Annotated in this window: 33 protein-coding genes; all 33 read left to right on the top strand. The window is 45.5% G+C overall.

What is annotated here, in order from left to right:
* Positions 1-31: 31 nt before the first annotated feature.
* The 33 genes from MHZ95_RS08695 to MHZ95_RS08855 all read left to right on the top strand — a co-directional run bounded on the left by MHZ95_RS08695 (position 32) and on the right by MHZ95_RS08855 (position 18,696).
* A complete protein-coding gene (locus tag MHZ95_RS08695; protein ID WP_239390224.1) occupies positions 32-1,351 on the top strand; it encodes a Na+/H+ antiporter family protein in 1,320 nt (439 codons plus the stop codon).
* Positions 1,352-1,602: 251 nt separating this feature from the next.
* A complete protein-coding gene (rpsJ, locus tag MHZ95_RS08700) occupies positions 1,603-1,911 on the top strand; it encodes a 30S ribosomal protein S10 (protein ID WP_042478628.1) in 309 nt (102 codons plus the stop codon).
* A 45-nt stretch (positions 1,912-1,956) separates the two neighbouring features.
* Entirely contained in the window at positions 1,957-2,586 is a 630-nt protein-coding gene (rplC, locus tag MHZ95_RS08705) for a 50S ribosomal protein L3 (RefSeq protein WP_239390225.1), read from the top strand.
* 25 nt (positions 2,587-2,611) lie between these two features.
* The gene (rplD, locus tag MHZ95_RS08710; RefSeq protein ID WP_239390226.1) at positions 2,612-3,235 is read left to right on the top strand and encodes a 50S ribosomal protein L4; all 624 of its coding nucleotides are present in this window, start codon (positions 2,612-2,614) and stop codon (positions 3,233-3,235) included.
* Positions 3,235-3,519 carry a 50S ribosomal protein L23 gene (gene rplW, locus MHZ95_RS08715; protein ID WP_239390227.1) on the top strand — a complete coding sequence of 95 codons (285 nt, stop codon included), beginning with the start codon at positions 3,235-3,237 and terminating at the stop codon, positions 3,517-3,519. Before rplD ends, rplW begins: the two co-directional genes overlap by 1 nt.
* A gap of 36 nt (positions 3,520-3,555) precedes the next feature.
* Positions 3,556-4,386, top strand: a complete 831-nt coding sequence (gene rplB / locus MHZ95_RS08720) for a 50S ribosomal protein L2 (RefSeq protein WP_239390228.1) — start codon at positions 3,556-3,558, stop codon at positions 4,384-4,386.
* Positions 4,387-4,446: 60 nt separating this feature from the next.
* A complete protein-coding gene (rpsS, locus tag MHZ95_RS08725; RefSeq protein WP_239390229.1) occupies positions 4,447-4,725 on the top strand; it encodes a 30S ribosomal protein S19 in 279 nt (92 codons plus the stop codon).
* 19 nt (positions 4,726-4,744) lie between these two features.
* On the top strand, positions 4,745-5,089 hold the full coding sequence (rplV, locus tag MHZ95_RS08730) for a 50S ribosomal protein L22 (RefSeq protein ID WP_239390230.1): 345 nt from the start codon (positions 4,745-4,747) through the stop codon (positions 5,087-5,089).
* A gap of 3 nt (positions 5,090-5,092) precedes the next feature.
* On the top strand, positions 5,093-5,752 hold the full coding sequence (gene rpsC / locus MHZ95_RS08735; protein WP_239390231.1) for a 30S ribosomal protein S3: 660 nt from the start codon (positions 5,093-5,095) through the stop codon (positions 5,750-5,752).
* 2 nt (positions 5,753-5,754) lie between these two features.
* A complete protein-coding gene (gene rplP / locus MHZ95_RS08740) occupies positions 5,755-6,189 on the top strand; it encodes a 50S ribosomal protein L16 (protein ID WP_239390232.1) in 435 nt (144 codons plus the stop codon).
* Complete coding sequence (gene rpmC / locus MHZ95_RS08745; protein WP_009499049.1) at positions 6,179-6,379, top strand: 50S ribosomal protein L29; 201 nt, start codon at positions 6,179-6,181, stop codon at positions 6,377-6,379. The genes rplP and rpmC overlap by 11 nt, the downstream gene beginning before the upstream one ends.
* Positions 6,380-6,396: 17 nt before the next feature.
* Positions 6,397-6,660 (top strand): 30S ribosomal protein S17, encoded by a 264-nt coding sequence (gene rpsQ, locus MHZ95_RS08750; RefSeq protein ID WP_239390233.1) that lies wholly within the window; start codon positions 6,397-6,399, stop codon positions 6,658-6,660.
* A 39-nt stretch (positions 6,661-6,699) separates the two neighbouring features.
* On the top strand, positions 6,700-7,068 hold the full coding sequence (gene rplN / locus MHZ95_RS08755; RefSeq protein WP_067407719.1) for a 50S ribosomal protein L14: 369 nt from the start codon (positions 6,700-6,702) through the stop codon (positions 7,066-7,068).
* Between the two features lie 36 nt (positions 7,069-7,104).
* Positions 7,105-7,416: a 50S ribosomal protein L24 gene (gene rplX, locus MHZ95_RS08760; RefSeq protein ID WP_239390234.1), complete on the top strand. Its 312-nt coding sequence runs from the start codon at positions 7,105-7,107 to the stop codon at positions 7,414-7,416.
* Between the two features lie 26 nt (positions 7,417-7,442).
* Positions 7,443-7,982 carry a 50S ribosomal protein L5 gene (gene rplE, locus MHZ95_RS08765; protein ID WP_239390235.1) on the top strand — a complete coding sequence of 180 codons (540 nt, stop codon included), beginning with the start codon at positions 7,443-7,445 and terminating at the stop codon, positions 7,980-7,982.
* Between the two features lie 19 nt (positions 7,983-8,001).
* Positions 8,002-8,187: a 30S ribosomal protein S14 gene (gene rpsN, locus MHZ95_RS08770; protein WP_007085277.1), complete on the top strand. Its 186-nt coding sequence runs from the start codon at positions 8,002-8,004 to the stop codon at positions 8,185-8,187.
* Positions 8,188-8,217: 30 nt separating this feature from the next.
* Positions 8,218-8,616, top strand: coding sequence for a 30S ribosomal protein S8 (rpsH, locus tag MHZ95_RS08775; RefSeq protein WP_239390236.1), 399 nt, complete (start codon positions 8,218-8,220; stop codon positions 8,614-8,616).
* A 30-nt stretch (positions 8,617-8,646) separates the two neighbouring features.
* Positions 8,647-9,186 (top strand): 50S ribosomal protein L6, encoded by a 540-nt coding sequence (gene rplF, locus MHZ95_RS08780; RefSeq protein ID WP_239390237.1) that lies wholly within the window; start codon positions 8,647-8,649, stop codon positions 9,184-9,186.
* Positions 9,187-9,220: 34 nt separating this feature from the next.
* Positions 9,221-9,583 carry a 50S ribosomal protein L18 gene (gene rplR / locus MHZ95_RS08785; RefSeq protein WP_239390238.1) on the top strand — a complete coding sequence of 121 codons (363 nt, stop codon included), beginning with the start codon at positions 9,221-9,223 and terminating at the stop codon, positions 9,581-9,583.
* Positions 9,584-9,605: 22 nt separating this feature from the next.
* Positions 9,606-10,106 (top strand): 30S ribosomal protein S5, encoded by a 501-nt coding sequence (rpsE, locus tag MHZ95_RS08790; RefSeq protein WP_239390239.1) that lies wholly within the window; start codon positions 9,606-9,608, stop codon positions 10,104-10,106.
* A gap of 13 nt (positions 10,107-10,119) precedes the next feature.
* Positions 10,120-10,302: a 50S ribosomal protein L30 gene (gene rpmD / locus MHZ95_RS08795; protein ID WP_239390240.1), complete on the top strand. Its 183-nt coding sequence runs from the start codon at positions 10,120-10,122 to the stop codon at positions 10,300-10,302.
* 32 nt (positions 10,303-10,334) lie between these two features.
* Positions 10,335-10,775 carry a 50S ribosomal protein L15 gene (gene rplO / locus MHZ95_RS08800; RefSeq protein ID WP_239390241.1) on the top strand — a complete coding sequence of 147 codons (441 nt, stop codon included), beginning with the start codon at positions 10,335-10,337 and terminating at the stop codon, positions 10,773-10,775.
* The gene (gene secY, locus MHZ95_RS08805; protein WP_239390242.1) at positions 10,775-12,067 is read left to right on the top strand and encodes a preprotein translocase subunit SecY; all 1,293 of its coding nucleotides are present in this window, start codon (positions 10,775-10,777) and stop codon (positions 12,065-12,067) included. The genes rplO and secY overlap by 1 nt, the downstream gene beginning before the upstream one ends.
* Before the next feature lie 22 nt (positions 12,068-12,089).
* Positions 12,090-12,743: an adenylate kinase gene (locus MHZ95_RS08810; RefSeq protein WP_239390243.1), complete on the top strand. Its 654-nt coding sequence runs from the start codon at positions 12,090-12,092 to the stop codon at positions 12,741-12,743.
* A gap of 427 nt (positions 12,744-13,170) precedes the next feature.
* Entirely contained in the window at positions 13,171-13,389 is a 219-nt protein-coding gene (infA, locus tag MHZ95_RS08815; RefSeq protein WP_060203457.1) for a translation initiation factor IF-1, read from the top strand.
* Between the two features lie 38 nt (positions 13,390-13,427).
* Positions 13,428-13,541: a 50S ribosomal protein L36 gene (gene rpmJ / locus MHZ95_RS08820; protein WP_084212378.1), complete on the top strand. Its 114-nt coding sequence runs from the start codon at positions 13,428-13,430 to the stop codon at positions 13,539-13,541.
* A 24-nt stretch (positions 13,542-13,565) separates the two neighbouring features.
* The gene (gene rpsM, locus MHZ95_RS08825; protein ID WP_239390244.1) at positions 13,566-13,931 is read left to right on the top strand and encodes a 30S ribosomal protein S13; all 366 of its coding nucleotides are present in this window, start codon (positions 13,566-13,568) and stop codon (positions 13,929-13,931) included.
* Positions 13,932-13,956: 25 nt separating this feature from the next.
* Positions 13,957-14,346: a 30S ribosomal protein S11 gene (gene rpsK, locus MHZ95_RS08830; RefSeq protein WP_239390245.1), complete on the top strand. Its 390-nt coding sequence runs from the start codon at positions 13,957-13,959 to the stop codon at positions 14,344-14,346.
* A gap of 136 nt (positions 14,347-14,482) precedes the next feature.
* Positions 14,483-15,427 carry a DNA-directed RNA polymerase subunit alpha gene (locus MHZ95_RS08835; RefSeq protein ID WP_239390246.1) on the top strand — a complete coding sequence of 315 codons (945 nt, stop codon included), beginning with the start codon at positions 14,483-14,485 and terminating at the stop codon, positions 15,425-15,427.
* Positions 15,428-15,460: 33 nt separating this feature from the next.
* A complete protein-coding gene (gene rplQ / locus MHZ95_RS08840) occupies positions 15,461-15,841 on the top strand; it encodes a 50S ribosomal protein L17 (RefSeq protein ID WP_239390247.1) in 381 nt (126 codons plus the stop codon).
* A 367-nt stretch (positions 15,842-16,208) separates the two neighbouring features.
* On the top strand, positions 16,209-17,054 hold the full coding sequence (locus tag MHZ95_RS08845; RefSeq protein WP_239390248.1) for an energy-coupling factor ABC transporter ATP-binding protein: 846 nt from the start codon (positions 16,209-16,211) through the stop codon (positions 17,052-17,054).
* Positions 17,030-17,905: an energy-coupling factor ABC transporter ATP-binding protein gene (locus tag MHZ95_RS08850; RefSeq protein ID WP_239390249.1), complete on the top strand. Its 876-nt coding sequence runs from the start codon at positions 17,030-17,032 to the stop codon at positions 17,903-17,905. Before MHZ95_RS08845 ends, MHZ95_RS08850 begins: the two co-directional genes overlap by 25 nt.
* Positions 17,899-18,696, top strand: a complete 798-nt coding sequence (locus MHZ95_RS08855; protein WP_239390250.1) for an energy-coupling factor transporter transmembrane component T family protein — start codon at positions 17,899-17,901, stop codon at positions 18,694-18,696. Before MHZ95_RS08850 ends, MHZ95_RS08855 begins: the two co-directional genes overlap by 7 nt.
* The last annotated feature ends 9 nt before the right edge of the window (positions 18,697-18,705 follow it).

The following is an 18,705-nucleotide window of genomic DNA, read 5'->3' on the forward strand; positions in this document are numbered from 1 at the left end:
TTGAAGTGAATGTTTTTAGGAGGACTACGAATTGAATGCAGTTGTAATTGCGGTAGTAGTAATGTTGATTTTAAGTTTAATGCGCGTCAATGTTGTCCTAGCGCTTGTAGCAGGAGCAATTGTAGGGGGGCTGACAGGAGGCTTGTCGTTGAACGAGACCATTGTGTCGTTCACGGGAGGGCTCGGGGAGGGTGCTACGATTGCGATCAGTTATGCGCTGCTAGCTGGCTTTGCTGTGGCGATCTCCAAAACAGGTATCCCGCAGTTGCTTGTTTCGGCCATGTTGCGATTTGTACAGAAAGAGGGAGGCAGTGACCGCGCTGCACTTGGGAAAGTATTGCTCGTTTTCATCCTGTTATTGATGGCCGTCTTTTCCCAAAACCTCATTCCGATCCATATTGCATTCATCCCGTTGCTTGTCCCGCCTATTTTACATATTTTAAACTTATTGAAAGTAGATCGGCGCTTAATCGCATCGGTATTGACATTCGGCTTGACAGCACCCTATATTTTGCTCCCTTTCGGTTATGGATTCATCTTTCATGAAATATTGGCGAAGCAAATGAAGTTAGCGGGTCTAGCGATCGATATGGCAGACATTCCAAAAGCGATGGCCTTCCCTGTCTTTGGCATGCTGGTTGGTCTTTTGGTTGCCATTTTCTTCAGCTATCGTAAGCCGCGAGAGTATGCAGATAAGTCGATCGGTGTCACAGAGGAAGTGATCGTGGTCCACAAACGGACGATTTTCTTTACCGTTGCCGCGCTCATCGGGACGCTCGCAGTGCAAATTCCGACCCAATCAATGATTGCGGGAGCTGTAACGGGCATTTTCATCCTCTATATTACGGGTGCCTTAAAGTGGAAAGAAGCGGATGGCCTTATTAACGAAGGTATGCGCATGATGGCCTTTGTCGGCTTCGTCATGATCGCAGCGAACGGCTTCGCAGCGGTACTGCAGGATACAGGACACATCCTATCGCTTGTAGAGGCTGCAAGCACCGCGTTAGGCGACCACAAAGGGATGGCGGCCTTTGCAATGTTATTTATAGGGCTGATCGTCACCATGGGCATCGGATCATCATTTGCAACGATACCAATCATCGCGTCCATCTTCGTGCCGCTTAGCATGGCTTTTGGATTTAGCGCAATGGCGACCATCGCGCTTATGGGAACAGCCGCTGCATTAGGCGATGCGGGATCTCCGGCGTCGGATTCGACACTCGGCCCAACAGCTGGGCTGAATGCGGATGGACAGCATAATCATATATGGGATAGTTGCGTTCCGACATTTCTTCACTTTAACATTCCGCTACTTGTTTTCGGCTGGCTGGCTGTCATGTTCTTTAATTAAAAAAGAGTTCGGACTATTAGCCTAGGTGTTGCATTACGAGTCAAATCAATCTATAATAAAAAAACCGAGAAAAGAATTTCGCCATAACACTTGCGGGATTCTTTTTCTTTGTGTATAATATGGAATGTTGGTTTTTTGACTGCGATGAAGCGAGAGGTTGCCGACACACCCGGCCGCTTTGCCATGGCATGTGTGTGGGAAATTTTCGTGGAGAATGTCTATCACAAAATAGGCGAAAAGGAGGGAAAATAATGGCAAAACAAAAGATTCGTATTCGTTTGAAAGCATATGATCACAGAATTTTGGATCAGTCGGCTGAAAAAATCGTAGAAACAGCAAAACGTTCGGGTGCAAGTGTATCGGGTCCGATACCTCTTCCAACTGAAAGATCTGTATACACGATTCTTCGTGCGGTACATAAGTACAAAGATTCGCGCGAGCAGTTCGAAATGCGTACGCACAAACGTCTGATCGACATCGTTAACCCGACACCACAAACTGTCGATGCGTTGATGAAACTCGATCTACCATCTGGCGTAGACATCGAAATCAAACTCTAATCGATACAAAAATAAAAAAACAAACCAATTCAGGAGGTGTGACAAATGACCAAAGGAATCTTAGGGAGAAAAGTCGGCATGACGCAAATCTTTGCTGAAAACGGCGATCTCATCCCGGTAACTGTGATTGAAGCTGCTCCAAACGTTGTTCTTCAGAAGAAGACAGCTGAAACAGACGGCTACACATCAATCCAGCTCGGATTTGAAGATAAACGAGAGAAGCTTGCAAACAAACCTGAAAAAGGCCACGTTGCTAAAGCTGAAACAGCACCTAAGCGCTTCATTCGCGAATTCCGCGAGTTAGACGTTAATGGGTATGAAGTTGGTCAGGAAGTCAAAGTCGATACATTCGCAGAAGGCGATATCGTCGATATTACAGGAACAACAAAAGGTAAAGGATTCCAAGGTGTTATTAAACGCCACGGTTTCGCACGCGGGCCTATGAGCCACGGTTCACGTTTCCACCGCGCACCAGGTTCAATCGGATCTGTTGACGGACAACGCGTATTCAAAGGGAAAAAACTCCCTGGTCGCACAGGCGGCAAAAAAGTAACGATTCAAAATCTAGAAATCGTACGAGTTGACGCTGAGCGTAACTTGCTACTAGTAAAAGGTAATGTTCCAGGAGCTCGCAAATCACTTCTACAAGTGAAAAGCGCAATCAAAGGGAACTGAACACTAAAGGAAGGAGGAAACAAGAATGCCTAAAGTATCCGTACTAAATCAAACTGGCTCATCAGTCGGTGAAATCGAATTGAACGAAGCGATCTTCGGAATCGAGCCGAACGAAGCTGTTCTATTCGAAGCATTGGTCCAACAGCGTGCATCATTACGCCAAGGTAACCACAAAGTTAAAACTCGCGCAGAAGTCGCTGGCGGCGGACGCAAACCATGGCGTCAAAAAGGAACTGGTCGTGCTCGTCAAGGGTCAATCCGTTCACCACAATGGCGTGGAGGCGGTACCGTATTCGGACCAACTCCAAGAAGCTACAGCTACAAATTGCCGAAGAAAGTCCGCAGATTGGCTCTTCTATCAGCTCTTTCTACGAAAGTTCGTGATGAAGAGATCATCGTAGTAGAAGGACTTACTTTCGATGCACCAAAAACAAAAGAATTCGTAAAAGTATTATCAAATCTTTCAGTCGACAAGAAAGCTTTGATCGTCACTGCAGACCTAGATGAAACTGTGGCATTGTCCGCACGTAACATTCCAGGTGTGAGCGTCGTTACAGCGAATGGCATCAATGTTCTTGACATTGTCGCACATGACAAACTTGTCATTACGAAAGCAGCAGTTGAAAAAGTAGAGGAGGTGCTTGGTTAATGGAAGCACGTGATATTCTAAAACGTCCGGTCATTACCGAGCGTTCTTCTGAACAAATGGGACTTAGAAAATACACATTCGAAGTCGATACGCGCGCAAACAAAACACATGTGAAGCAAGCTGTCGAAGAAATCTTCGATGTGAAAGTCGAAAAAGTCAACGTACAGAACTACAAAGGTAAGTTCAAACGTATGGGTAAACACGCAGGCTATACAAACAAACGCCGCAAAGCGATTGTTACATTGACTGCTGACTCAAAAGACATCGAACTATTCGAAATCTAATCATAGATAGTCAACTAAACGAAGGAGGGAACACCAATGGCGATTAAGAAATACAAACCTACCTCCAACGGACGTCGTAACATGACTTCTTCGGACTTCTCCGAGATCACAACGGACAAACCGGAAAAATCATTGCTTACACCGCTCAAACGGAAAGGCGGCCGTAACAACACTGGTAGGACTACTGTTCGTCACCAAGGTGGAGGCCATAAACGCCAATACCGTGTCATCGATTTCCAACGCCGGAAAGATGGCATTCCAGGACGCGTTGCTACGATCGAATACGATCCGAACCGTTCTGCAAACATTGCACTTATCAACTACGTAGATGGAGAGAAACGTTACATTCTTGCTCCGAAAGGTTTGGAAGTGGGCATGACAATCATGTCTGGTCCAGATGCAGATATCAGAGTAGGTAACACTCTACCACTAGAAAACATTCCAATGGGTTCAACAATCCATAACATCGAATTGAAACCAGGAAAAGGCGGTCAATTAGTGCGTTCTGCAGGTACATCTGCACAACTACTAGGCCGTGAAGACAAATACGTCATCGTACGTCTTCAATCTGGCGAAGTTCGCATGATTCTTGCAACATGCCGCGCGACAATCGGTCAAGTCGGTAATGAACAGCACGAATTGATCAACATCGGTAAAGCTGGACGTTCACGTTGGTTGGGTAAACGCCCTACAGTACGTGGTTCTGTCATGAACCCTAACGATCACCCACACGGTGGTGGTGAAGGACGTACTGGTATCGGTATGAAATCACCAGTTACTCCTTGGGGTAAACCGACTCTTGGTCTTAAAACTCGTAAGAAAAGCAACAAATCAAGCAAGTTTATTATTCGTAGCCGTAAAAAATAATGTGAGTGGACTGCGGTTCAACGACTGGACCGTAGTACAAACACGGAGGGAGGTTCCGACATGGGCCGCAGCTTGAAAAAAGGACCTTTTGTAGACGATCATCTTATGAAAAAGGTTGAAGTACAAAAGGATTCTCAGAAGAAACAGGTAATCAAAACTTGGTCACGCCGTTCAACAATCTTCCCGTCATTCATCGGATTGACGATTGCTGTCTACGACGGACGCAAACACGTACCTGTCTACGTGACTGAAGATATGGTAGGTCACAAACTGGGTGAATTCGTCCCAACGCGCACATACAAAGGTCATGGCGCTGACGATAAGAAAACAAGACGCTAATTGAGAGGAGGTTATTCTGATGCAACAAGCAAAAGCTACTGCCCGCACAGTCCGTATTGCTCCTCGCAAAGTCCGTTTGGTCGTTGATCTTATCCGGGGCAAGAAAATCGGTGAAGCTGTCGCGATTCTACGCCTGACGCCAAAAGCGGCATCTCCGGTTGTAGAAAAACTATTGAATTCAGCGATTGCAAATGCTGAACACAACTATGAAATGAACATCGAAGACCTAGTAGTAAGCGAAGTATTCGTTGACGAAGGTCCGACAATGAAACGTTTCCGTCCACGCGCACAAGGACGTGCAAGTGCAATCAACAAACGCACAAGCCACATTACAATCGTGGTATCAGAAAAGAAGGAGGGATAATTCGTGGGTCAAAAAGTACATCCTAACGGTTTGCGGGTTGGTATCATCCGCGACTGGGAGTCGAAATGGTATGCTGAAAAAGACTATGCGACTCTTTTACATGAGGACTTAAAAATCCGTGATTTCATCGAAAAACGTCTTGTAGATGCGTCTGTTTCCAAAGTTGAAATCGAACGTGCTGCAAAGCGTGTCAATATCACTATTCACACTGCGAAGCCAGGTATGGTTATCGGTAAAGGTGGTTCCGAGGTCGAAGCACTTCGTAAACAACTGAACGATATCACAGGCAAGCGTGTACACATCAACATCATCGAAATCAAGCGTGCAGATCTTGATGCGAAACTAGTCGCAGAATCCATCGCACGTCAACTAGAAAGCCGTGTATCATTCCGTCGTGCACAGAAACAAGCGATTCAACGTACAATCCGTTCTGGCGCGAAAGGTATCAAAACTCAAGTATCCGGACGTCTTGGCGGTGCAGACATCGCTCGTGCGGAACATTACAGTGAAGGAACTGTCCCTCTCCATACATTGCGTGCAGACATCGACTATGCACATGCAGAAGCAGACACAACTTATGGTAAGCTTGGCGTCAAAGTATGGATTTATCGTGGAGAAGTCCTTCCAGTGAAGAAGAAGAACTCTGAGGAAGGAGGCAACTAATTATGTTAATGCCTAAACGCGTTAAACATCGCCGTGTATTCCGTGGTAAAATGCGTGGAACTACAAAAGGCGGCGCAACTGTTCAGTTCGGTGAATTCGGTCTGCAAGCTACTGAATCTTCATGGATCACGAATCGTCAAATCGAATCTGCACGTATCGCTATGACACGTTACATGAAACGTGGCGGTAAAGTATGGATTAATATTTTCCCGCACAAACCATATACGAAAAAGCCTCTTGAAGTCCGGATGGGTTCCGGTAAAGGTGCTGTAGAAGGCTGGGTAGCTGTCGTTAAACCTGGCAGAGTCATGTTTGAAATCGCAGGTGTGTCAGAAGAAGTTGCACGTGAAGCACTTCGCCTCGCATCTCACAAACTTCCGCTTAAGAGCAAGTTTGTAAAACGTGAAGAAATTGGTGGTGAATCTAATGAAAGCTAAAGAAATCCGTGACTTAACAACTGCAGAGATTGAGCAAAAAGTGAAATCACTGAAAGAAGAGCTTTTCAACCTTCGCTTCCAATTAGCGACAGGACAATTAGAAAACACTGCACGCATCCGTGAAGTTCGTAAATCGATTGCGCGCATGAAAACTGTTATACGTCAAAGAGAAATCAGTGCAAATAACTGATGAAGGAGGTTGCAGCCATGACTGAGCGTAACCAGCGCAAAGTGTATACAGGCCGTGTCGTATCCGACAAAATGGATAAAACGATCACTGTATTGGTAGAAACACATAAGAAGCACGGTTTATATGGTAAACGTGTAAAATATTCTAAAAAATACAAGGCCCACGATGAACTGAATGAAGCGAAAATCGGTGATGTTGTCCGTATCATGGAAACTCGTCCATTGTCGGCAACAAAGCGTTTCCGTCTACTTGAAATCGTCGAAAAAGCGGTCATCATTTAATAACGTTCGGAGATATAAATCCGGGAGGAGGTAGCCTCAATGATCCAACAGGAAAGTCGTATGAAAGTCGCCGACAACTCAGGCGCTCGTGAAGTTCTTACAATCAAAGTACTAGGTGGCACAGGCCGTAAGGTTGCTAATATCGGTGATGTAGTCGTTTGTACAGTGAAGAAAGCAACACCTGGTGGCGTTGTCAAAAAAGGTGACGTTGTCAAGGCTGTTATCGTTCGCACGAAAAGCGGCGTACGTCGTAAAGACGGTTCTTACATCACATTCGATGAAAACGCATGTGTTATCATCCGTGACGACAAGAGCCCACGTGGAACACGTATTTTCGGACCAGTTGCCCGCGAACTACGCGACAGCAACTTCATGAAAATCATTTCCCTAGCTCCAGAAGTTCTTTAATCCACATGACAGTGCCAATCAAGGAGGTGCGACAGAATGCATGTTAAAAAAGGCGATAAAGTTATGGTAATCACAGGTAAAGACAAAGGTAAAACAGGCGTGATCCTAACTGCTTACCCTAAAAAGGACCGTGTGCTTGTTGAAGGTGTCAACATCGTCAAGAAACATACGAAACCAAATCAGGATAATCCCCAAGGCGGTATCGTAAGCCAAGAGGCATCTATCCATGTATCAAATGTCATGGTGATCGATCCTAAGACAGGCGAGCCGACTCGTGTAGGATACAAGATCGAAGATGGCAAAAAAATTCGTGTTGCTAAAAAATCCGGTGAAAACCTGGACAAATAAGTGACGAATGAAAGGAGGTCCACTAGATGAGCCGTTTAAAAGAAAAGTTCAATAAAGAAATCACACCTGCTCTTATGAGCAAGTTTGAATATACATCTGTAATGCAAGTCCCTAAAGTGGAGAAAATCGTCATCAACATGGGTGTTGGCGATGCTGTACAAAACACGAAAGCACTCGATGCGGCAGTGGAAGATCTAACAATCATTTCCGGTCAAAAACCGGTTGTTACAAAAGCGAAAAAATCAATCGCAGGATTCCGTCTCCGTGAAGGTATGCCTATCGGAACGAAAGTTACACTACGCGGTGAGCGTATGTATGAATTCCTAGATAAACTAATCTCGGTTTCATTACCTCGTGTACGTGACTTCCGTGGTGTTTCTAAAAAAGCATTCGATGGTCGCGGTAACTACACACTTGGTGTGAAGGAACAACTTATTTTCCCTGAAATCGACTACGATAAAGTTTCTAAAATTCGCGGTATGGATATCGTCATCGTTACGACTGCAAACTCTGATGAAGAAGCACGTGAGTTACTAACGCAGTTCGGCATGCCGTTCCAAAAGTAAATAAGAGGGAGGCGAAAACGTGGCTAAAAAATCAATGATCGCTAAACAACAACGTACGCCAAAGTTTAAAGTGCAGGAGTACACACGCTGCGAGCGTTGTGGACGTCCGCATTCCGTATATCGTAAATTCAAGCTTTGCCGTATTTGTTTCCGTGAACTAGCATACAAGGGACAAATTCCTGGCGTTAAAAAAGCCAGCTGGTAATCCCCTAAATTTGGGAAGGAGGTAAATGGAATGACAATGAGTGATCCGATTGCAGATATGCTTACACGCATCCGTAACGCGAACATGGTTCGTCACGAGAAGCTTGAAGTACCTGCTTCAAACATGAAAAAACAAATCGCAGAAATCTTGAAACGTGAAGGTTTCGTTCGCGATGTTGAATACGTGGAAGATAACAAACAAGGTATCATCCGTATTTTCCTTAAATATGGTCAAGACAACGAGCGTGTTATCACAGGTCTTAAACGTATTTCAAAACCAGGTCTTCGCGTTTACGCTAAAACGAACGAAGTGCCTAAAGTTTTGAACGGTCTTGGCATAGCCCTCGTTTCCACATCAAACGGTGTTTTGACTGACAAGGAAGCACGCGCTAAACAAGTAGGCGGAGAAGTAGTCGCATACGTCTGGTAATTTGTAACAAATGAATGGAGGTGCAATTGAATGTCCCGTATTGGCAAAAAGCCGATTGAGGTACCTGAAAACGTGACGGTTACAGTTTCTGCTGATAACTTCGTCACTGTTAAAGGTCCGAAAGGCGAACTTACTAACACATTTAACTCGGATATTAAAATCGAGCAGGAGGGGAATGTGATCACTTTGGTCCGTCCTTCTGATTCCAAAGAACACCGTTCCATTCATGGAACAACACGTTCACTTCTCGATAATATGGTAACAGGCGTTTCAAAAGGTTTTGAACGTACACTTGAACTTGTTGGGGTAGGTTACCGTGCACAACTTCAAGGTAAGAAACTTGTATTGAACGTAGGTTATTCTCACCCGGTCGAATTCACTCCAGAAGAAGGAGTAGAAGTTGAAGTACCTGCGAACACAAAAGTGATCGTGCGTGGTATCAACAAAGAACGTGTAGGTGCACTTGCATCTAACATCCGACAAGTACGTCCACCAGAGCCATACAAAGGCAAAGGGATTCGCTACGAAGGCGAACAAGTACGTCGTAAAGAAGGTAAAACAGGTAAATAATGCCGCTTAAGGCATCCCGGAAGGAGTGACCACGATGATTACGAAACAAGATAAAAACGCTACTCGTAAAAAACGCCATGCGCGTGTTCGTACGAAAATCAGCGGAACTGCAGCTCGTCCACGTCTAAACGTATTCCGTTCAAACAAGCACATCTATGCTCAATTGATCGATGATGCGAATGCCGTAACGATCGCAAGTGCTTCTACAATGGATACGGATTTCAACTTCGAATCCAAAGCAGACACTGCAGCTGCAGCAAAAGTCGGCGAGATGATCGCGAAAAAAGCTGTTGAAAAAGACGTCAAGTCAGTTGTATTCGACCGTGGCGGTTATCTATTTCACGGCCGTGTAAAAGCCCTTGCGGACGCAGCACGTGAAAACGGTCTGGAATTTTAATTAAGAAGGAGGGACATATTTCATGCGTCGTAATGATCAAAATAAAAGTGAATTCGAAGAGCGCGTAGTGACGATCAATCGCGTTGCGAAAGTTGTGAAAGGTGGACGTCGTTTCCGCTTCACTGCTCTCGTCGTTGTCGGAGACAAAAATGGTCGTGTCGGTTTCGGTACTGGGAAAGCACAAGAAGTTCCAGATGCGATCCGTAAAGCAATCGAAGATGCGAAGAAGAATTTGATCGTTGTACCAATGGTCAGCGGAACAACTCCACACGAAGTACTTGGACGTTTTGGTGCAGGTCAAATCCTTATCAAACCAGCTGCTCCTGGTACAGGAGTTATTGCGGGAGGACCAGTTCGTGCGGTACTTGAACTTGCAGGTATCACGGATATCCTTTCTAAATCCCTCGGATCAAGCACACCAATCAACATGGTTCGTGCAACAATCGAAGGATTGAAGAGTTTGAAACGCGCTGAAGATGTAGCTAAATTGCGCGGTAAATCCGTAGAAGAACTGCTAGGTTAAGGGGGGAAACACAATGGCGAACAAACTGGAAATCACCCTTACTAAAAGTGTGATCGGCGCTAAGCCGGCACAACGTAAAACAGTTGAAGCACTTGGACTACGTAAATTGAATCAGACAGTTGAACACCAAGATAATGTTGCAATCCGCGGCATGATCAACAAAGTGAGCCATCTGGTTACAGTTAACGAACAATAATAGCAATTTTTGAATAAGGAGGTGCCAATGAGATGAAATTACACACAATGAAACCAGCAGAAGGTGCTCGTAAACAACGCAAACGTGTTGGACGCGGAACTGGTTCTGGCCATGGTAAAACTTCCGGTAGAGGTCATGATGGTCAAAACTCACGTTCTGGCGGCGGTGTACGTCTTGGATTCGAGGGTGGTCAAATTCCACTTTTCCAACGACTTCCTAAACGTGGATTTACGAACATTAACCGTAAGGAATATGCAATCGTAAACCTTGATACACTAAACCGTTTTGAAGAAGGTACTGAAGTAACACCTGAATTGCTAATTGAAACTGGTGTCGTGAGCAACGCTAAATCCGGAATTAAGATTCTTGGTAACGGAACTCTTGAGAAAAAGATTACTGTCAAAGCTCACAAATTCTCCGCTTCTGCGAAGGAAGCAATTGAGAAAGCGGGCGGGCAAACCGAGGTGGTTTAATGTTTCAGACGATCTCCAACTTTATGCGCGTTCGAGATATAAGGTCTAAAATTTTCTTCACTTTGCTTGTGCTCATCGTTTTTCGCATAGGGACATTTGTTCCGGTACCGAACGTTGATGCCACTGCACTCCAGCAAACCGATAATAATCTTATTGGATTACTGAATGTATTTGGTGGCGGTGCGCTTTCCAACTTCTCGATTTTGGCGATGGGCATCATGCCTTATATCACCGCCTCCATCATCGTGCAATTATTGCAGATGGATGTCGTACCTAAATTTACCGAATGGGCAAAACAAGGGGATGTCGGAAGACGGAAACTTGCTCAGTTCACAAGGTATTTCACAATAGTCCTAGCGTTTATCCAAGCGATTGCCATGTCATTCGGTTTCAACCGGATGTATGACGGTCAATTGATAAAGAGCGAAGGTGTTTCGACATATGTGGTTATCGCGATCGTATTGACGGCAGGAACCGCATTTCTTCTGTGGCTCGGTGAACAGATCACGGCTAAAGGTGTGGGGAATGGTATCTCCATCATTATCTTCGCCGGTATCGTCGCAGCGATCCCGAATGCGGTCAACCAACTTTACGCAACTCAGATCCAAGATGCGGGAGACGCTTTGTTTATTAAACTTGCGATTATGCTCTTATTGCTTCTTGTGATCATTGCGGTTACTGTCGGAGTGATCTACGTGCAAGAAGCACTGCGGAAAATTCCGATCCAATATGCGAAACGTGTCACAGGCCGTGGTCAATCGACTGGCGGACAACAGACACATCTACCATTGAAACTTAATGCTGCAGGGGTTATTCCGGTAATCTTCGCATCAGCATTTTTCATTACACCGCAATCGATAGCGACCTTTTTCGGAACGAACAGTGTGACAGCGACCATTACAAAGGTTTTCGACTATACGCAACCCGTTGGAATGGCTTTCTACTTAGCACTGATCATCGCATTCACGTACTTCTATGCATTCATTCAAGTGAATCCAGAGAATATTGCGGATAACCTGAAAAAACAAGGCGCTTATATCCCGGGCATTCGCCCAGGAGCAAATACACAAAGCTATTTGACAAGCACTTTATATAGATTGACATTTGTAGGGGCGATTTTCCTCGCTACTGTGGCAGTCATGCCGATTTTCTTCATCAATTTCGCCAATCTTCCACAGACGTTGCAAATTGGTGGAACGAGCTTGATCATCGTTGTCGGGGTTGCCTTGGAAACGATGAAACAACTTGAATCTCAATTGGTGAAAAGGCATTATAAAGGCTTTATGAAATAAGAATATAGGGAGGGCAAAACGTATGAATATCGTATTAATGGGTTTGCCAGGTGCCGGTAAAGGTACGCAGGCAGACAGAATTGTCGAGAAGTACGAAATCCCTCATATTTCTACAGGCGATATGTTCCGTGCCGCTATCCAAGAGGGTACGGAACTTGGAGTCAAAGCAAAATCGTTCATGGATCAAGGTGCACTTGTTCCTGATGAAGTGACAATCGGCATCGTCCGTGAACGGTTAAGCAAATCCGATTGCGAAAAAGGTTTTTTACTCGATGGATTTCCACGTACAGTACCACAGGCTGAAGCGCTTGACGCACTCCTGGCTGAGATGGGGAGAAAAATTGAGCATGTGCTTAACATCCAAGTCGAGAAAGACGAACTAGTCGCAAGGCTGACAGGCCGCCGCATCTGTAAAGTATGCGGAACATCCTACCATTTGCAATTCAACCCGCCAAAGGTTGAAGGCAAATGTGATAAGGATGGCGGAGAACTTTATCAGCGAGCGGATGACAATCCGGAAACTGTCACAAACCGTCTGGAAGTAAATATGAACCAAACAGCACCATTATTGGCGTTTTACGATGCTAAAGGTGTATTGGCAAATATCGATGGTCAACAAGACATCGAGGACGTTTTTAAGGAACTGGACGTTATCCTGAAGGAAAGCGGTCAGTAAGCCTTTTCGGGCATAGATAATATTTGCCTTTTTTGGGTAGTATAGTATTGCTGCACGGAAAGAACGTTTCAACGAGCTGCAAAAGCATATGATGCCCGGTATAGGAACTGATCGGAGTTCAGCGGGCGTAAAGTTCCAATTCTTATGAAATGCATACTTCTCTATTTGCTGTTAGTATGTATTTTGTAGAAGGAACTGAATAACGCAACTGGGAACTCATCCACGGCAATCTGGACAGTCGTATCCATTCCGGCGCGATTTTCCGCAACAAGTAGTCGGGGACTGACTAAAGGGAAACGAAATGTGACAGACGTCTTTCAAACATCACTCATGCAATCCGGACATATGTTGAAGGAAGCTTTAACGGCGACTGATGCCGCTCGATGGTGAGAACCTTTATTGGATATATAGAAGGGAGACAGGATTGATGGCGAAAGACGATGTAATTGAAGTTGAAGGAACTGTAGTCGAAACGTTGCCAAACGCGATGTTCAAAGTAGAGCTGGAGAACGGCCATACGATTCTTGCGCATGTATCCGGCAAAATTCGTATGCACTTTATCCGCATCCTGCCTGGCGACAAAGTGACAATGGAACTTTCACCTTATGATTTGACGCGTGGTCGTATCACATACCGTTTTAAATAAACTTTTGCACTCCGGAATATTGAAGGAGGTTGGGTAAGATGAAAGTAAGACCATCTGTAAAACCGATCTGCGAAAAATGTAAAATTATTCGCAGACGCGGCCGTGTAATGGTAATCTGTGAAAATCCAAAACATAAACAAAGACAAGGCTAATTCTGAAGGAGGTGCACAATCTATATGGCACGTATTGCTGGTGTAGACGTTCCGCGCGATAAGCGCGTTGTAATTTCTTTAACTTACATTTACGGAATCGGAAAAACAACTGCTCAAAAAGTATTAGTTGCAGCTGGAGTATCTGAAGAAACTCGCGTTCGTGATCTTACGGATGTTGAACTTGATAAAATCCGTGAAGAGATTGACGGATTGAAAGTTGAAGGGGATCTTCGCCGTGAAACTTCACTTAACATTAAACGTTTGATGGAAATCGGAAGCTTCCGTGGTATCCGTCACCGCCGTGGCTTGCCTGTTCGTGGTCAAAACACGAAAAACAATGCCCGTACTCGTAAAGGTCCTAAACGGACAGTAGCGAACAAGAAAAAATAATAGGTAAAGGAGGTATCTTCTTAACATGGCACGTAAACAACAAACTCGTAAACGTCGTGTGAAAAAGAATATTGAATCCGGTGTTGCACATATCCGTTCGACGTTCAACAACACAATTGTAACAATCACTGACATGCAGGGGAATGCATTATCATGGTCAAGTGCAGGTGCGCTTGGTTTCAGAGGTTCCCGTAAATCGACTCCATTTGCTGCACAAATGGCTGCTGAAACAGCTGCAAAAGCATCTATGGAGCATGGTTTGAAAACGTTGGAAGTTACTGTTAAAGGTCCAGGTGCTGGACGTGAAGCAGCGATTCGTTCGCTACAAGCAGCAGGTCTTGAAGTCACTGCAATCAGAGACGTTACTCCGGTTCCGCACAACGGATGCCGCCCGCCGAAACGCCGTCGTGTATAATGGCTTGTGCTCCATTTGATTGAGAAACACAATTTTTGTCAAAAATGAATTGTGCGATTGCAATTTGCCGTCTGTAACAAATCGATTTCAATATGGAACGGCCAAACCATTCGACGTTTTGAAGGAGGGTAAGTAAATGATCGAGATTGAGAAACCGAAGATTGAAACAGTTATGATCAGCGAAGATTCCAAGTTCGGTAAGTTTATCATCGAACCACTTGAGCGTGGATACGGAAACACTTTAGGGAATTCTCTACGCCGTATTCTTCTATCTTCATTGCCTGGAGCAGCTGTAACATCTATTCAAATTGATGGAGTACTTCATGAGTTTTCAACAATTGAAGGCGTCGTTGAAGACGTTGCGACAATTATTTTGAACGTGAAGCAACTAGCTCTCAAAATCTATTCAGATGAAGAAAAAGTAATTGAGATAGACGTGAAAGGCGAAGGGACAGTAACGGCTGCGGATATCACACATGATAGTGACGTAGAAGTATTGAATCCGGAACTACCTATTGCCACCCTTGGTAAAAACGGACACTTACGCATGCGGATGTATGCTGTACGTGGTCGAGGTTATGCACCTTCTGATCAGAACAAACGTGAGGATCTTGCGATTGGTGTTATTCCGATTGACTCTATTTACACTCCAGTTACACGCGTTAACTTCCAAGTGGAAAACACTCGTGTTGGTCAATTAACAAATTTTGATAAGTTAACACTTGATATTGGGACAGATGGTAGTATCGGTCCAAAAGAAGCTGTTTCACTTGGGGCAAAAATCCTGATGGAACACTTGAACATTTTTGTCGGCATGACAGACGAAGCACAAACTGCAGAAATCATGGTGGAAAAAGAGGAAGACCAAAAAGAGAAAGTCCTTGAGATGACGATTGAGGAACTAGACCTTTCGGTTCGATCTTATAACTGCTTGAAACGTGCAGGCATCAATACGGTACTCGAACTTGCGAACAAGTCTGAGGAAGAAATGATGAAAGTGCGAAATCTTGGCCGCAAATCACTTGAAGAAGTGAAGGCGAAGTTGGACGAGCTTAACTTAGAGTTACGCACGGAAGATTGAGCTGATTTTATAGATTGAAGGAGGGAAACTTCTATGGGATACAGAAAACTTGGACGTACAAGTTCACAACGTAAAGCGATGCTTCGCGACTTAGCGACAGACCTTATCGTACATGAGCGTATTCAAACAACAGAAGCGCGTGCGAAAGAATTGCGTTCAGTTGTTGAGAAGATGATCACGCTTGGAAAGCGCGGGGACTTGCATGCACGTCGTCAAGTGGCACAATTCATCCGTCGTGAACTCGTTACGACTACGGACGAAGAAGGCAACGAGAAAGAAATCTTTGCAATCCAAAAATTGTTTGATAACGTTGCTCCACGCTACGCTGAGCGTCAAGGTGGATACACACGTATCATGAAAATGGGACCTCGTCGCGGTGACGGTGCACCTGTCGTCGTAATTGAACTTGTTTAATTTTATGTAGCAGGGGACGAACCCCCTGCTACATAAAATTAAGGTCTCCGGTGGTTGATTCACAATGTGGATCTAGACCGAGGCATAATTGCTTTCTTCAAGGGGTGCGGTTATGGCACCCCTTTTGTACTATGATTTATACGACAACTTGAAAAGCTGAGTGTGATGATCGGCGGTTTTCCCGTCAGGTCTAGCTCTACGTACCTCATCCGCTGTGCCGGATTGAGCACCCGGCATCAGATATAGATATGAGCGCATTTCTTTGGATGAGGTGCGCGCTTTTTTTATTTACAATCAAGGATTCCTTGCTATTATGCAAGGGATCTTTCGTAGTATACATACCCTTATATAGCCGGAGGTGGGAGGCATGAAAGAAATCCTGTCGTTGGATGGTGTATCTTATTCTTATCAGTTGGATGGCGGGGAATCGAAAAAGGCTGTGGACGATGTATCCTTCACCGTGCACGACGGTGAATGGATTGCGATTGTTGGCCATAACGGTTCGGGCAAATCGACACTGGCGAAATTGATGATCGGTTTATTGTTTCCGGAACAAGGGAATGTCAATCTGTTCCTTGAAAGGCTTACACAGGAGAATTTATGGGAGCTTCGTTCGCGGATGGGGATTGTATTTCAAAACCCGGATAATCAGTTTGTCGGTTCAACCGTCCAGGATGATGTCGCTTTTTCATTGGAAAACAACGGCGTCCCTTTTGAGGAAATGGTGACCCGTGTCCATGATGCGCTTGCGCAAGTTAAAATGAGTGACTTCCTCGATCAGGAGCCTCACCACCTCTCAGGTGGACAGAAGCAACGCGTCGCTATTGCGGGTGCACTTGCCTTGCAGCCACAATTGCTGATTTTGGATGAAGCAACCTCCATGCTCGATCCACAAGGACGTGATGAGGTCATCCGAGTCGTTGCGGACTTGAAACGAAAGACGGGCTTGACGGTCATTTCCATTACCCATGATCTTGAAGAAGTTTTACTGGCGGATCGCATCATTGTGATGAACCAAGGAAAGGTGCTCACCATTGGCACTCCAGTACAAGTTTTTGCACGGGGCAAAGAATTGGAAGCGATCGGTCTCGATTTGCCATTTGCTTTGAAAGTGTCCGGGTTGTTGCGGGAATATGGGATGGCATTTGACGGTGAGCATATGACAGAAGAAGAGTTGGTGAATGAGCTATGGACATCTCACTTCAGCAAGTAGGGTACTTATACGGAAAAGATACGCCTTTTGAGAAAAGGGCATTAGAAGGTGTAGATGCCACGATCCGTTCGGGCTCCTATGCTGCGATCATCGGTCATACCGGTTCAGGGAAGTCGACCTTGCTGATGCATTTGAATGGCTTATTGAAGCCTTCAGAAGGGAAGATTCGAATTGGCGATACGGTGATTTCTGCCGAAACGAAAGCGAAAGGCTTGAAAGATGTCCGTCGTCATGTCGGTATCGTCTTTCAGTTTCCTGAGCACCAGCTATTCGAGGAGACGGTGGAAAAGGATATCATGTTCGGGCCGATGAACTTCGGCGTACCTGAGGAAGAAGCGAGGCGTCGTGCGCATGAGTTGATTGAGCTGTTAGGTTTGCCGCCAGAAGTCGCACAGAAGTCGCCATTCGATCTTTCTGGCGGGCAAATGCGACGCGTTGCTATTGCGGGCGTACTGGCGTTCAAGCCATCTGTTCTCGTCTTGGATGAGCCGACTGCCGGACTGGATCCAAGGGGACGGCAGGAGATCATGGATCTCTTCCATCGTTTACATGTGGAAGAGGGTCTGACGACTATTCTGGTAACACATAGCATGGAGGATGCTGCCCGTTATGCGGATCATATCATCGTGATGCATGGCGGCCGCTCTGTGATGTCTGGGACGCCCCAGGAAGTGTTTGGGGATGAGGACAAGCTTTCCACTTACAGACTCGGTCTACCGCGTTCTGTGAGATTCCAGCGCGATATAGAGAAGCTGATCGGACGTCCGCTCCCAAGCCTGGCGTTGACAGAAGAGCAACTTGCACAAGCGATCGTTCAGGCTGCCTCGGAAGGGGAGGACCGTCCATGTTAGAGAAGATGATATTCGGCCGTTACATACCTGGTCAATCCTTTGTTCATCAGCTTGACCCGCGTTCGAAGTTATCCTTCGTATTTCTATTTATTATTGCAGTCTTTCTGGCGAATAATACAGTGACGTATGCAATTCTTTTAGGGTTTACGTTGCTTGTCATTTACAGTTCCCGTATCCGTCTGTACTTTCTGATCAACGGGTTGAAGCCGATCTTATTTTTAATCGCCTTTACATTTTTGATGCACATCTTTTTCACGAGAGAAGGAGCACTTTTACTTGATTGGAAGTTCATCAAAATTTACGAGGAAGGGTTAAAGCAAGGGATATTCATTTCCATCCGCTTTCTTGTGCTCGTCCTGATGACGTCTGTACTGACGCTGACGACATCGCCGATCGCTATTACGGATGGGATCGAGGATCTATTGGGGCCGTTCAAACGGTTTAAACTGCCTGTTCACGAACTGGCGCTGATGATGTCGATTTCCCTTCGATTCATCCCGACGTTGATGGATGAAACCGATAAGATTTTGAAGGCGCAATTGGCAAGGGGATCGGATATTAGCACCGGCTCCATCAAACAGCGGATACGTGCAGTCATCCCGCTGCTCGTCCCCCTCTTTGTTAGTGCCTTCAAGCGCGCGGAAGACTTGGCTGTCGCCATGGAAGTCCGCGGGTACCGTGGCGGCGAAGGCAGAACGAGGTACCGGCAATTGAAATGGCATTGGCGCGACACGGTGACGATGGGCCTCTTCGTTGTTCTCGCCGCTATTCTCGTCCTGTTTAGGGGATAGGAGGAATTG

This window comes from Sporosarcina sp. ACRSM, assembly GCF_022346545.1.
In the GTDB taxonomy this organism is placed as follows: Bacteria; Bacillota; Bacilli; order Bacillales_A; family Planococcaceae; genus Sporosarcina.